At 58.3% G+C, this 14,285-nt stretch carries 8 protein-coding genes and 3 rRNA genes (1 of these 11 only partly in view); 6 read left to right on the top strand and 5 right to left on the bottom strand.

Annotation, left to right across the window (positions count from 1 at the left end):
• Window positions 1-592 precede the first annotated feature (592 nt).
• Together B2J77_RS00790 and B2J77_RS00785 are read left to right on the top strand one after the other, a co-directional pair.
• Window positions 593-2,749, top strand: coding sequence for a type I secretion system permease/ATPase (locus B2J77_RS00790; protein WP_028687928.1), 2,157 nt, complete (start codon window positions 593-595; stop codon window positions 2,747-2,749).
• Window positions 2,739-4,115 carry an HlyD family type I secretion periplasmic adaptor subunit gene (locus B2J77_RS00785; protein ID WP_078477800.1) on the top strand — a complete coding sequence of 459 codons (1,377 nt, stop codon included), beginning with the start codon at window positions 2,739-2,741 and terminating at the stop codon, window positions 4,113-4,115. The genes B2J77_RS00790 and B2J77_RS00785 overlap by 11 nt, the downstream gene beginning before the upstream one ends.
• A gap of 43 nt (window positions 4,116-4,158) precedes the next feature.
• Here B2J77_RS00785 and lapD read toward each other — a convergent pair whose 3' ends face one another.
• Together lapD and lapG are read right to left on the bottom strand one after the other, a co-directional pair.
• Complete coding sequence (lapD, locus tag B2J77_RS00780) at window positions 4,159-6,117, bottom strand: cyclic di-GMP receptor LapD (RefSeq protein ID WP_078477799.1); 1,959 nt, start codon at window positions 6,115-6,117, stop codon at window positions 4,159-4,161.
• 10 nt (window positions 6,118-6,127) lie between these two features.
• Complete coding sequence (gene lapG, locus B2J77_RS00775) at window positions 6,128-6,889, bottom strand: cysteine protease LapG (protein WP_194286103.1); 762 nt, start codon at window positions 6,887-6,889, stop codon at window positions 6,128-6,130.
• A 201-nt stretch (window positions 6,890-7,090) separates the two neighbouring features.
• Here lapG and B2J77_RS00770 point away from each other — a divergent pair, with 201 nt between their 5' ends.
• The 4 genes from B2J77_RS00770 to B2J77_RS00755 all read left to right on the top strand — a co-directional run bounded on the left by B2J77_RS00770 (window position 7,091) and on the right by B2J77_RS00755 (window position 11,938).
• The gene (locus B2J77_RS00770) at window positions 7,091-7,780 is read left to right on the top strand and encodes a GntR family transcriptional regulator (RefSeq protein WP_078477798.1); all 690 of its coding nucleotides are present in this window, start codon (window positions 7,091-7,093) and stop codon (window positions 7,778-7,780) included.
• A 91-nt stretch (window positions 7,781-7,871) separates the two neighbouring features.
• Window positions 7,872-8,369, top strand: a complete 498-nt coding sequence (locus B2J77_RS00765) for a sigma-70 family RNA polymerase sigma factor (protein WP_058639853.1) — start codon at window positions 7,872-7,874, stop codon at window positions 8,367-8,369.
• Between the two features lie 11 nt (window positions 8,370-8,380).
• Window positions 8,381-9,352: a FecR domain-containing protein gene (locus B2J77_RS00760; RefSeq protein ID WP_078479376.1), complete on the top strand. Its 972-nt coding sequence runs from the start codon at window positions 8,381-8,383 to the stop codon at window positions 9,350-9,352.
• A 171-nt stretch (window positions 9,353-9,523) separates the two neighbouring features.
• Entirely contained in the window at window positions 9,524-11,938 is a 2,415-nt protein-coding gene (locus tag B2J77_RS00755; protein WP_277988546.1) for a TonB-dependent siderophore receptor, read from the top strand.
• Window positions 11,939-12,043: 105 nt separating this feature from the next.
• Here B2J77_RS00755 and rrf (B2J77_RS00750) read toward each other — a convergent pair.
• The 3 genes from rrf (B2J77_RS00750) to B2J77_RS00740 form a co-directional block, all read right to left on the bottom strand.
• A 5S ribosomal RNA gene (gene rrf / locus B2J77_RS00750) occupies window positions 12,044-12,159 on the bottom strand.
• A gap of 107 nt (window positions 12,160-12,266) precedes the next feature.
• Window positions 12,267-12,382: ribosomal RNA gene (rrf, locus tag B2J77_RS00745) — 5S ribosomal RNA — on the bottom strand.
• 134 nt (window positions 12,383-12,516) lie between these two features.
• Window positions 12,517-14,285 (bottom strand): 23S ribosomal RNA (locus B2J77_RS00740); it runs 1,124 nt beyond the window's last position.

Below are 14,285 nucleotides of genomic sequence, written 5' to 3'. Positions count from 1 at the left end.
TCAACAGAAGGTCGATTTTGTTTATTGACGCCACATTCCTCAGTCTCGTAAGCATAAACCTTGCCGATTACATGCCCGAGAATGACCCGAGGTGCTGCAAATTTTCAGGCTGGCTCACCGCTGAATAAACGGCAGCCGAAGGCGCTCATCGTCTAAACCAGCCCTTGCCACGCGCCTGCGATTATCGGCCAGAGTCGACCAAGGAAGTGGGCTTCAAGGGATGAATTTTAACTAACATGGGTTGCACGAACGCCAGCAAACCAGCGCCTGATAAATGACATTAAGCTAGGCTGTAATGACAGGCCCAATACATATCGTTTCTCTGCTCCTTTCTCAGCAGCTGAAGCCTGGGTTGCAGAGTGATTCAGAAATGAAACGTTTGTCTGCTGATCAGCGTCATGTAGTAAAGAGACCAATACAGTTGTTTACTCACCACCTTATTCAAGGCGACCATTGGCGACACACTGCATCGCTCGCTGCACGCCTGCCGGGCGCCGACATGCATTGCCCCACTGAATGCCTGAGTCTGCTGCCATTAAATGATCGGCAGCTAGCTCACCCCCACCCACCACAAGGATGAAGAGAGCGCCGCGTGGAATCAGAAGTCAGTCGAGTCCAGCTCAACCATGACCCACGTAGTCAGCACGACGATCCTTTGCTGGACAGTCTGCTGAGCTTGTGTGTACTGCACCAGAAACCTGCCAGCCGGGTCATGCTTACCACGGGCCTGCCTTTGCCCGCCCAGCGCCTGAGCCCCGAGCTGCTGCCCCGTGCGGCGGCCAGGGCCGGCCTGCAGGGCCGCCTGTTGCAGCGCAAGCTGGAGCAGATCCCAAGCATCGCCATGCCCGCCATCCTGTTGCTCAAGGGTGGACGCAGCGCTGTGTTGCTCGGGTGGGAAAACGAAGACACCGCGCGGCTGTTGCTGAGCGAAAGCGATGGCGGCGAAGTACAGGTCAGCCGCGAGACGCTTCAGGACGACTACAGCGGGCGAGTGTTCTTCGCTCAACCGCAGCACAAATTCGACGTCAACCATGGCAACTTGATCCCGCGGGCCAAATCCTGGTTCCGAGATACGCTGCTGCGCAGCAAGTGGCTGTACATCGATGCCATCGCCGCCAGCCTGGTGATCAACCTGATCGCCCTCGCCGCGCCACTGTTCGTAATGAACGTGTATGACCGGGTCGTTCCCAACCAGGCGACCTCGACCCTATGGGTGCTGGCGGTCGGTATCGCAGGTGCCTATATCTTCGACCTGATCCTCAAGGGTCTGCGCGGGTTATGCCTGGACCTTGCAGGGAAAAAGACCGACCTGATCATTTCGGCGACACTGTTCGAACGCATCGTGGGCATGTCGATGAAGTATCGGCCGGCCCGGGTAGGTAGCTTTGCCCAGAACATTCACGAGTTCCAGGGATTACGTGACTTCCTGGCGTCGTTGACGCTGACCAGCCTGATCGACTTGCCGTTCACGGTGCTCATCCTGATCGTCATCGCAATCATCGGCGGGCACCTGGTGTGGATCCCGATCATCGCCTTCCCGCTGGCCCTGGGCATCGGCTATGCACTGCAGCGGCCGCTGATGGCGACCATGGAACGGACCATGGCGCTGGCATCGGAGCGCCAGTCGAGCCTGATCGAGACCCTGGCGGGGCTGGACGCCGTGAAGGTCAACAACGCCGAGAGCGAGCGCCAATACATGTGGGAGCAGACGCTCGGTACCCTCAGCCGGCTGGAGTTGCGCGTCAAGGTCCTGTCGAGCCTGGCGATGAACATCACCCTGCTCATTCAGCAGCTGGCAGGGGTGGCGATGATCTGCGTGGGTGTCTACCTGATCATCGACGGCAACTTGAGCATGGGCGGCCTGGTAGCGTGCTACATGCTCAGCGGCCGTGCCCTTGGGCCGCTGGGGCAGCTCAATGGTCTGCTGGCTCGCTACCAGCAAGCCAAGGTGACCATGGTGTCCACCGACCACATGATGGAGCTGCCACAAGAGCGCAACTTCGAAGAGCGCCCGCTCAGCCGCAGAGTATTGCAGGGCAGCGTAGAGTTCCGCGGCGTGGACTTCACCTACCCCAACCAGCAGAACATGGCGCTTAAGAACATCAACCTGACCATCCGCCCTGGCGAAAAGGTGGGGATCATCGGGCGCAGCGGGTCGGGCAAGAGTTCACTGGCCAAGCTGATCGTTGGCCTGTACGAGGCCGATGGCGGCTCATTGCTGGTCGACGGCGTGGATATTCGCCAGATCGATGTCAGCGAACTGCGCCACAACATTGGTTATGTGCCCCAGGACATTCAGCTGTTGGCGGGCACGCTGCGGGACAATCTGGTCAGCGGGGCCCGCTACATCGACGACGAAATGATCTTGCAGGCGGCCGAGCTTGCGGGCGTGCATGAATTCGCGCGGCTGCATCCGGACGGCTACGAGCTGCAGGTAGGCGAACGTGGGCAGAACCTGTCCGGCGGGCAGCGTCAGAACGTGGCCTTGGGCCGCGCCTTGCTGTTGAACCCACAGATCCTGCTGCTCGACGAACCCACGAGCGCCATGGACAACACCGGCGAGGAACGCTTGAAACAGCGCTTGCAGGCTGTGGTGGAAAGCAAGACGGTGCTGCTGGTGACTCACCGGGCTTCGCTGCTGTCACTCGTGGACCGCCTGATCGTGATCGATCGCGGGCAGATCGTTGCCGATGGCCCGAAAGCGGCCGTCATGGATGCGTTGAAGAAGGGGCAGATCAGTGTCGCATAAGCTGGATTTCGGGCAACTCAAGGAAGGCCTGCGGCGTTACTTCAAAGGCAGTGACTCGCTGGGCGGTCAGCCGCTGCCCGAGGTCAACAAGGCCCTTATCGAAGATGCGCCGCGTGTGGTGCGCCTGACGATCTGGGGCGTCATTCTGTTCTTTGTATTTCTGATCGTCTGGGCCAGTTTTGCGCCCATCGATGAGGTGACGCGTGGTGAAGGCAAGGCCATCCCGTCATCCAAGGTGCAGAAAATCCAGAACCTGGAAGGCGGCATCGTGGCGGAAATCTTCGCCAAGGAAGGCGAGATCGTCGAGGTGGGGCAGCCGCTGCTGCGCCTGGATGAAACCCGCTTCGCTTCCAACGTGGGGGAAACGGAAGCCGATCGGCTGGCCATGGCCCTGCGGGTTCAGCGCCTGAGTGCGGAGGTTGACGACAAGCCACTAAAGATCGACGAAGAATTGCGCAAGGCCGCACCTAGCCAAGCGGCCAGCGAAGAATCGTTGTACCAGAGTCGGCGCCAGCAGCTTCAGGACGAGATTGGCGGACTGCAACAGCAACTGGTCCAGCGCCAGCAGGAACTGCGCGAGTACAGCTCCAAGCGCGGGCAGTACGCCAACAGCCTTGAGCTGCTGCGTAAAGAGATCAGCATGTCGGAGCCTTTGGTCGCGACGGGTGCTATTTCCCAGGTGGAAGTGTTGCGCTTGCGTCGTGCCGAGGTTGAAAACCGTGGTCAGCTCGATTCCACGTCGCTGGCCATCCCCCGTGCCGAAGCGGCCGTTCGAGAAGTGCAGAGCAAGATCGAGGAGACCCGCGGCAAGTTCCGAAGCGAGGCGCTCACCCAACTGAACGAAGCCCGGACCGAACTGAACAAGGCGACCGCTACTAGCAAGGCGCTGGATGACCGTGTCCACCGCACCATGGTCACCTCGCCTGTACGGGGTATCGTCAAGCAGTTGCTGGTCAACACCATCGGCGGCGTGATTCAGCCAGGCAGCGACATCATTGAGGTCGTGCCGCTGGACGATACGCTGGTCATCGAGGCCAAGATTCTGCCGAAGGACATTGCCTTCCTGCACCCAGGCCAGGAAGCCACGGTCAAGTTCACCGCGTACGACTACACCATCTACGGGGGGCTCAAGGCCAAGCTCGAGCAGATCGGCGCCGATACCATCACCGACGAAGACAAGAAGACCACGTACTACCTGATCAAGCTGCGTACCGACCGCAGCCATCTGGGCACCGATGAAAAGCCGCTGCTGATCATTCCCGGTATGGTGGCGACGGTCGATATCATGACCGGCAAGAAGACCATCATGAGCTACCTGCTCAAGCCCATCATGAAAGCCCGCTCCGAGGCCCTGCGCGAACGCTGAGGCTATGCCCGCACGGTCTCGTGCGGGCCCTCATTACTGTTGGTCAGCGCTTATGGTGCGCCCAAGGGGCAGGTTCACCCACCAACTGCCCCTGAATCCCCCCTACACCCATTTCGCAGAGCACTGCGCGCTCGCCTTCGGTTTCCACGCGTTCGGCCACCAGGGGCAGGTCGATGCTGTGTGCGGCACGCTGGATCGCCTCGATGAACAAACGCTTATGCTGCTCATGGTCGATGTTGCGGATGTAGCTGCCATCAATCTTCAGGTAGGCCAACCCAAGGTGGGACAGGTTGCCGATCATGCTGAAGCGCCCGCCAAACCGTTGCAGTGCCAGGCCGAAGCCAAGGCTATGCAGCCTTCGGGTCAGTTTCTCCAACGCCGGCTGGTCTGGTAGCTGCTCTTCTCCGATTTCGAACACCAAACGCGATCCGAGAGCGATGTTCTGGCTGAGCAGTTCGAAAATGCGGTGCAGAGCCTGGGCGTCCGCCAAGGTAGCGGCGGAGAGGTTCAGCGCCAGCACCTGGTCGTGGCCACGCATGTGCGCCAGCACCTTCTGCAGCACCAGAAGGTCCAGCCTTGGCATCCAGCCAAAGCGCTCGAGCCAAGGGAGGAATCGACCGGCTGGCAGCGCCTCGCCTTGTCGATCCTTCAGGCGGGATATCACCTTGTGGTGCAGCACATGCTGGGCAGTTGCACAATCGACCACCGGCTGGAAGAACAGCTCGAAGTGGCCGTTGGTGAAGGCCTGGTCAAGGCGCTCATGCCAGTCGTGCTGGCTGTCGGCAGCCACGGCAGCGACGCCTTGCTCCAGGCAGACCCAACCTGGGGTTGGCTGGTTCTCCGCGCGTGCCAGGGCCTCATCAGCCAGTTTGAGTAGGGCTGGGGGAGCGTCGCCCGGGCTGAAGGGGGCCAAGCCGATGCAGGCCACCGGTTGAATATCGGTAGCGCCCGTCTCATGCAGGCTCTGCAGCGTGGCCTCGAGCGCCTGGGCCAGCTGTATGGCTTCTTCATGCACCATACCAGGTGCCAGCACGGCGAATTCCCCACCACGGCTGCGGGAAATCAGGTCGTTGGTTTCCGGGAAGCTCGCGCAGGCGCGGCGCAATTGCTCACCAACCGCCTGCAGCAACTGATCCGTGCGCTGGCCACCTAGACGCGCGTTGAGGCCCGCCAGGCCTTGAACCCGAAGCAACAACAGGTAGCCTGCCCGTGCTTCCTCAAGGTTGCTGACCCGAGCATTGAGCTGCATTTCGAAATAGCGACGGTTGGACAGGCCGGTCAAGGTGTCTTGGTAGGACTCGGCGCGTAACCGCTCGCTGCGCTCGGCCTGCTCGGTGAACAGTGCCTTGAGCTTTTCCACCATCTGGTTCATGGCCTGGACAACGCGCCTGAGCTCGGGCGTGCGGGGCAGTTCAGGCAGGCTCAGGAATTCACGCCTGGCGATGGCATGGGACTGTTCGACCATGTAATCCAGCGGCTTGAGCTGCCGGCGCAGCAGCAACGCGCCCAGGATAGCGCTGGCAGCACCACAGAGCAGTAGCCAGCCCAGGCTGCCCAGCGCGCTTTGCCAGAGCTTGGCAATGGCGAACATGGGGTGGCTGATGACCTCGACGCGTGCCGCCTGCTGCCAGCCACGGCTGACCAACGCATCACCGCCGGCAGCTTCCAAGCCGATCAGGTGAACGAACCAACGGGGTACGCCCCCAGGGTCGGGTTCGGCATGGCGCTCGACGAGCACCGTATTGGAAGCCAGGTCCACCACCTTGATACTGGCGTAGTAGCCACTGTCGAAGATCGAACTCACCATCAGCTCGACCATGGCAGGGTCATCGATATTGGGCGTAAGCGACAGGGCCAGCGCAGTGGCTGCATCCTGTGCATGCGAGCGCAGCTGGTTGACATACTGGCTTCGCGAACTCTCCAGGCTGACCATGAAACTGCCGGTGAACGCCACTACCAGGAACAGGCAAATAGCCAACAGCAATTGTTTGAACAGTGACATCTGTGCTCCTTCAGTAAACCGGCTCGGCCGGGAAGCCTTCGGCCTGCATTTTTTTCAATAGGTCCTGCCAGCGCGACAAGCGCTTGGTGTCGCCCACTTTCTTGTTGCCAGCGGCGCCTGTCAGCCATAGGCCTTCACCGTTGAAGGCATAGACGGGCAACAGGTCGGGACGCTGGCTGGCTGGCTTGATCGCGTCCATCAGGCTGTCGAGCACCAACGGCTGCGCCTGGGGCGTTGAATAATAAGTCAGTACCATGTGTGCCCGGTTCTGTCGCAAGGCCTTGACGTATGTGATCCGCAATTTCTCGCTGGGGATGCCCATGCGCCTGAGGCTGAAGTACTTGGCGATAGCGTAATCCTCGCAATCGCCAGCCCCTTTTATCAGTGCTTGGACCGGCGTTGCCCAGTAATCGACCTCGTGCCATAGATCGATATCCTCGACGTAGCGCAATTGTTGGTTAAAGAACCGGTTGACCACCTGCAGACGCTCAAGCTCTGTCCCCTGCTTCTGGGTGGCCATGAGGTTTTGCCAGGCATCGATCCGCGCTTTGCCCTCCCCCAAGGGCCCGTACAGCGCTTGCGACTTGCGACTGATCTGGGCGAAATCCCAGTCGGCATGCAAACCGCCCAGCAGCAGGCCACCCAGCAGCGCAGCCAGGGCAACTCGGTGCAGCACGGTTTTGAGCATCGGGGTGATCGCCACTGCCAAGCCCTGTCCAGGCCAGTCGAAAGAAGCGATGGTGCGGCCTGACACCGCAAAAGACAATGGCACATCGCGATCATCGGCCTCCCGGTCGGCGTCCGCCGCATCAACGCTTGCCGCGCGGGTCATGTCACTTCCTTTGCAAAGCAACTTCATCCACCATAGCCGCGCCCTGGGGCATGGCTCTGTAGAAGCCGGCATTTGACACGTCATACAGCTATAACTGTGTCATTGGATCCAACTTTGGTAATCGTTTAAGGCAGGCGTTGCGTGGCCGACAAAATCAAACTGAGCAGCGTGTTGAACAGTGAACAGTTGCTGCCACATCTGGCCCGCGGCGTTATTGAAGAACGCGTGCGCAGTGCCATTCTCGAGGGTCGTTTGCCTCCCGGAACGGCAATCAGACAACAGGAATTGGCGACACTTTATGGCGTCAGCCGTATGCCCGTGCGTGAGGCGTTGCGTCAACTGGAGGCGCAGTCACTGTTGAACGTGGAGCTTCACAAGGGCGCAGTCGTCGCGCCGCTGATCGGCGAGGATGCGGCAGATGCCTACGACTTGCGTGTTCTGCTCGAGAGCGAGGCGTTGCGCCAATCCATTCCGTTTCTGACGGCTCAGGACATCGCCAAGGCCCGCAGTTGTATCCAGCAACTGGAAAACGAGACGCGACATGCCGAGATCGCTCGCCTTAATCGTGAGCTTCACATGTTGCTGTATAGCAAAGCAGCAAACCAGAAACTGCTGCGCTTGATCGATGCCGAATTGATGCAGGAGGAGCGGTTTCTGCGCTTTCATCTTTCGTCGATGGGCCTGGGCAAGCTCACCCAGGACGATCACACAGCCTTGGTCGATGCTGCCAGTGCCAAACGTGTGAACGATGCGATTGCGGTATTGGAGCATCACCTCAACAGCGCAGCTGTGACCATTCGAAGGTATTTGGACAGCCAGCGACCCTACTGAATGGTGTGGGTATCGACAGGTAGGTTGCAAAATCTCGCGCCGGGCGAAACAATGAGACTAATTATCATTTAAGCCCCGACAGCTGTGTCACATGCCTAGCAACGATCTCGTGCAAAACCTCTACAGCGCTCATCATGGCTGGCTGCACACCTGGCTGCGCCACAGGCTTGGCAATGCGGCCGACGCTGCTGACGTAGCTCAGGATACTTTCATGCGGCTGTTGCAACGCCGCGAGCATCTGCAGATACAGCAGCCCAGGGCGTTTCTGCGCACGGTGGCGCGCGGGTTGATCATCGACCATTGGCGTCGAGAGGAACTGCATAAAGCCTATCTGGAAGCGCTGGCGCTGGTGCCTGAGGCTAACACCCCCGATGTTGAGACCCGCGAGCTGTTACTGGAGCTACTAGAACGTATCGCCAAAATGCTCGATGGCCTCAAGCCAAAGGTGCGCACTGCTTTCTTGCTAGCCCAATGTGAAGGCTTGCGCTATCAGGAAATTGCACAGCAGATGGGCGTATCGGTGAGAACGGTGGAGCGCTACATTGCCGACGCGCTTTATCATTGCTACCTGCTGCGCTATGAAGCGTAATGTCACCGTTTATGCCTAGCCCTCATCCAGACGCCAAGACAGTCAGACAGGCAATCCAGTGGATGCTGAAACTCCGCCACAGCGAAGACCCGGCTCTAAACGAACGCATCGCGCAGTGGCGGGCCGAGGCTGCGGCCCATGAGCTGGCCTGGCAGCGCGTCCTGCACTTGGACCAGGACTTGGACCTGCGCCACGTGCCCGCTGCGGGGGTTGCACTGCAGACACTGGAGGCCAGTCATCGCCGCCTTGAGCGGCGGCAGGCGTTGAAGCTGCTGGGCACCGTTGCCCTGTTCGGATCGGCTGCATGGCTGAGCAAGGACTTGAGTGTGGTGCAGGCCTGGTCATCCGACTACGCGACAGCCACGGGCGAGCGCAGACACGTGACATTACCCGACGGCTCTCGATTACAACTCAACACCCGCAGTGCCGTGGACGTGGCCTTCACCAGGCAGCAATTGGCGATCGACCTCAAGCGTGGGGAGGTCATGCTGGACTGTCGACAGGCAGGTCCTGGACAAGCGCCAGTCACGCTGCGCACCAGTACCGCATCGTTGCAGACCGTCGGGGGGCGCTTCGTGGGGCGTGTGGAGGACGATTGCCTGCGGGTGGTCGTCAGCGAGGGGCGGGTATTCACCCGCAGGCAGGGCACCGGCCTGATCCAATGGCTCGAGCCAGGTAGAGAATGGCGCGTCACCGCCACTGGTGCCGAGCACGTGGCGCCTTCAGGGATTGACGCGATGGCCTGGACCGAAGGCCTTATCGTCGGCAAGAACATGCTGCTCAGGGATTTCCTGACGCAGATCAGCCGATACCGCCGGGGTTATCTCACCTGCAGCGATGACATTGCTGAGCTTCGCTTGTCCGGGGTATTTCGCCTTCAGGATCCAGAGCAACTGCTGCAATTGCTGCCTACCACGCTTCCCGTTCAAGTCCGTCAGTTGACGCGATGGTGGGTGCGCGTGGAGGCGCTGGGCCATGCCTAGTCTTTGATCAACAAGGCCTGATTCTAATGTGTCGGGTTTTGGCCGCGCATCCGGCTAGATCAGTGAGAAGAATCTCCTGCACACTTTACGGACGCTTTCATGTCAACCAACCGGGTAAAACTGTACGCCTTTGGCGCGAATGATTTTCGACCTGTCTTGCACTCAGATTTGCTGAGCAATGCCATCCGCGCTGCCTTGCTGGGGACGGCGCTTGGATTGGCCATGGTGCCTGGCATGACACTCGCCGCTGATGCCTCGCAGGTCAGCTCGACCTATGCCATTGCGCCTGGTCCCCTGGATGAAGTGCTCAATCAATTTGCCCGTCAAGCGGGCATTACGCTTTCCAGTACACCGGCACTCACTCAAGGATTGCAGTCCAAAGGCCTTCATGGACAGTACTCAGCTGAGCAGGCGCTGGGGGTTCTGCTGGCTGGAAGCGGTCTGACAGCAGTGAACCAAGGAAACCGGACCTTCATCGTACAGGCCCAGCCAGCGGAGGCAGCGCTGGCGTTACCCGATACGGATATTCGAGGCTTCACCCTTGGCAATGCCTTGGGGAGCATGGAGGGTTATAACGCCACCCATAGCCAGGTCGCCACTAAAAGCAGCCTGGCATTGGTCGAGACGTCTCAATCGGTTTCGGTGGTAACCCGGCAACAGATCGACGACCAAGGCTCTCAAACCGTCGCACAGGCCATGCGCTATACCCCAGGCGTGATGACCAACCCCTATGGTGCGACGCACCGGTATGACTACGTGGCCATGCGAGGCTTCAACGATGGCTCGGTGGATAACATCTATGTAGACGGCCTCAAGTCCATGGGGGACAACGGCACCTACAGCACGATGCAGGTCGACCCCTATTTCCTGGAGCGGATCGATGTCTTGAAAGGGCCCTCTTCGGTCCTGTATGGCCGTAGCTCTCCGGGTGGATTGGTCGCACTGACCACCAAGAAACCCGTGTTCACCGCTTTTCATCAAGTTCAAGCATCGGTCGGCACGCAAGGTCAGCGCGGGCTGGGCTTCGACACCAGCGGCCCATTGGATGCAGACGAGCGTATTGCCTACCGTCTGACCGGTTTGGCAGACGCTTCGGATACGCAGTTCGATCACAACAAGGAAGAACGCTACGCCATCGCCCCGTCGCTTAGCATCGACTTCAGCGAAGACACATCGCTGACCCTGCAAGCCTACCTGCAGCATGATCCAAACGGGGGCTATCACGGTGGCAACCCTGCAAACGGAATGCTGAGTAAGCGTAATGGGGTACGCCTGTCGGATCACTTCTTCGAAGGGGAGCCGGGCATCGATAACTACGAGCGCACCCAGCAGTCGTTCAGTTATCAGTTCGAGCATCGATTCAACGATGTATTTACCGCGCGGCAGAACTTCCGCTACCAGGACTCGGACGTGTCGATGGACCAAGTGTACTCGGCAGGTTGGGCAGATGCCGACGGTACCGTACTGACCCGAGCCTACACCGGGGGTGATGAGCGGCTGCACTCCTACATCATCGACAACATGGTCCAGGCTGAATTCTTCACCGGCATCGCCAAGCACACCCTGCTGCTGGGTACGGATTACCAGCGTCGCAAAGCCGATGTCTCGTGGCGCTATGGCACTGTAGACCCCCTGGATGCGGCTAACCCGCAGTATGGTAACGGCAACCTGCGGGTGCTTGGTGAAAACCGATACCAACGCCGGTTGCAACAGACGGGGGTCTATCTGCAGGATCTGGTGGAGCTGGATCAATGGCGCTTCTCACTGGGCCTGCGCCAGGACTGGGTCAAGGTATCAGAGGACAATCGCGATACCGATACCAGGGTCAGTGACAAGCGGTCCAACTTCACGACTCGCGCTGGGGTGCTCTATCTCTTCGAGAATGGCCTGGCGCCGTATGTGAGCTATTCCGAGTCCTTCAACCCGAATACCGTGTCCGATCAAGACGGAAAACCGCTCGCTCCTACCGAGGGCACACAGTGGGAAGCCGGCATCAAGTATCAGCCACCTGGTAGCGACAACCTGTATACCGCTTCAGTGTTCCGTATCGAGCAGGAGAACCTGGCTTCCAAACAACCTGACGAAGACTTCTACAGGCCTGTTGGTCAAGTGCGCTCACAAGGGTTGGAGCTCGAAGCGCATGTGCAGGTTACTGATAATCTGAAACTGCTGGGTGGCTATACCTACACCGACATCGAGTACTCGAAGTCGATGCCTAGCCTGGTATCCAGCGGTCTGGACAACAAAGGCAATTCGCCCACCCAGGCCCCGGAGCAAATGGTCTCGCTGTGGGCCGACTACAACTTCCGGCAAGGCGCGCTCGATGGGCTTAAATTGGGCGGTGGTGTGAGGTATGTGGGGCATAGCTGGGCCGATGCAGAGAACAGCCGCAAGGTGCCTTCCTACACATTGGTTGATGCCTCGTTGGGCTATGACCTGGGTAAGCTGGGTTTGAAGGGCTTGGATGTCCGCCTGAATGCCAACAACCTGACCAATCAGCGCTACATCACCTCGTGTGCCAGCTTGAATTACTGCTATATGGGCGAAGAGCGCAATGTCAGCGCCACAGTGAGCTACCAGTTCTGAAGCGCACAGCGGGACAGCCGCTTATCAGAAGCTAGCTATGTGGGGTGTTTAACCCGGAAAGAAAAAGCCCCTGTCTGCAACGCAGACAGGGGCTTTTTGTTTGAATCTTGACGATGACCTACTCTCACATGGGGAAACCCCACACTACCATCGGCGATGCATCGTTTCACTGCTGAGTTCGGGATGGGATCAGGTGGTTCCAATGCTCTATGGTCGTCAAGAAATTCTGTGTGCTGGCCCGTCGTCGACGTGCCTGCGAATCTCTGTAGTTCCTACTTAAAGACAAAACCCCTACCTGCATGCGCAGATAGGGGTTTTGCGAAATGAATCTTGACGATGACCTACTCTCACATGGGGAAACCCCACACTACCATCGGCGATGCATCGTTTCACTACTGAGTTCGGGATGGGATCAGGTGGTTCCAATGCTCTATGGTCGTCAAGAAATTCTGTAGCCAGAATGTCCTGTTGGACAGCCCAGCGAATCCGGATATGTGATGTTTGTGATGTGTTGCGAACTTTCGGTTCATGTCATCTTCACCACCGCAATCTGCAGAAGCAAATTGCTTGGGTGTTATATGGTCAAGCCTCACGGGCAATTAGTATTGGTTAGCTCAACGCCTCACAGCGCTTACACACCCAACCTATCAACGTCGTAGTCTTCGACGGCCCTTTAGGGGATTCAAGATCCCAGTGAGATCTCATCTTGAGGCAAGTTTCCCGCTTAGATGCTTTCAGCGGTTATCTCTTCCGAACATAGCTACCCGGCAATGCCACTGGCGTGACAACCGGAACACCAGAGGTTCGTCCACTCCGGTCCTCTCGTACTAGGAGCAGCCCCTCTCAAATCTCAAACGTCCACGGCAGATAGGGACCGAACTGTCTCACGACGTTCTAAACCCAGCTCGCGTACCACTTTAAATGGCGAACAGCCATACCCTTGGGACCGGCTTCAGCCCCAGGATGTGATGAGCCGACATCGAGGTGCCAAACACCGCCGTCGATATGAACTCTTGGGCGGTATCAGCCTGTTATCCCCGGAGTACCTTTTATCCGTTGAGCGATGGCCCTTCCATACAGAACCACCGGATCACTAAGACCTACTTTCGTACCTGCTCGACGTGTGTGTCTCGCAGTCAAGCGCGCTTTTGCCTTTATACTCTACGACCGATTTCCGACCGGTCTGAGCGCACCTTCGTACTCCTCCGTTACTCTTTGGGAGGAGACCGCCCCAGTCAAACTACCCACCATACACTGTCCTCGATCCGGATAACGGACCTGAGTTAGAACCTCAAAGTTGCCAGGGTGGTATTTCAAGGATGGCTCCATGAGAACTGGCGTCCCCACTTCAAAGCCTCCCACCTATCCTACACAAGCAAATTCAAAGTCCAGTGCAAAGCTATAGTAAAGGTTCACGGGGTCTTTCCGTCTAGCCGCGGATACACTGCATCTTCACAGCGATTTCAATTTCACTGAGTCTCGGGTGGAGACAGCGCCGCCATCGTTACGCCATTCGTGCAGGTCGGAACTTACCCGACAAGGAATTTCGCTACCTTAGGACCGTTATAGTTACGGCCGCCGTTTACCGGGGCTTCGATCAAGAGCTTCGCTTGCGCTAACCCCATCAATTAACCTTCCGGCACCGGGCAGGCGTCACACCCTATACGTCCACTTTCGTGTTTGCAGAGTGCTGTGTTTTTAATAAACAGTCGCAGCGGCCTGGTATCTTCGACCAGCAAAAGCTTACGGGGCAAGCCCTTCACCTTCGCCGGCGCACCTTCTCCCGAAGTTACGGTGCCATTTTGCCTAGTTCCTTCACCCGAGTTCTCTCAAGCGCCTTGGTATTCTCTACCTAACCACCTGTGTCGGTTTGGGGTACGGTTCCCAGTTATCTGAAGCTTAGGAGCTTTTCTTGGAAGCATGGTATCAACCACTTCGTCGCCTAAAGGCAACTCGTCATCAGCTCTCGGCCTTGAAATCCCGGATTTGCCTAAGATTTCAGCCTACCACCTTAAACCTGGACAACCAACGCCAGGCTGGCCTAACCTTCTCCGTCCCTCCATCGCAATAACTGGAAGTACAGGAATATTAACCTGTTTTCCATCGACTACGCTTTTCAGCCTCGCCTTAGGGACCGACTAACCCTGCGTCGATTAACGTTGCGCAGGAAACCTTGGTCTTTCGGCGTGCGAGTTTTTCACTCGCATTGTCGTTACTCATGTCAGCATTCGCACTTCTGATACCTCCAGCAAGCTTCTCAACTCACCTTCACAGGCTTACAGAACGCTCCTCTACCGCATCATCATAAGATGATACCCGTAGCTTCGGTGCATGGTTTGAGCCCCGT

It is taken from the genome of Pseudomonas parafulva (genome assembly GCF_002021815.1).
Taxonomy (GTDB): Bacteria; Pseudomonadota; Gammaproteobacteria; order Pseudomonadales; family Pseudomonadaceae; genus Aquipseudomonas; species Aquipseudomonas parafulva_B.
Note: the sequence above shows the minus strand (reverse complement) of the source record. Positions and strands in the feature narration are given on the sequence as shown.

Excerpts from the sequence above, each read along its gene's own strand:
- B2J77_RS00760 (WP_078479376.1), top strand. The coding sequence starts at position 8,381 with ATGCCTAGCCCTCATCCAGACGCCAAGACAGTCAGACAGGCAATCCAG.
- lapD (WP_078477799.1), bottom strand. The coding sequence starts at position 6,117 with ATGTCACTGTTCAAACAATTGCTGTTGGCTATTTGCCTGTTCCTGGTA.
- B2J77_RS00765 (WP_058639853.1), top strand. The coding sequence starts at position 7,872 with ATGCCTAGCAACGATCTCGTGCAAAACCTCTACAGCGCTCATCATGGC.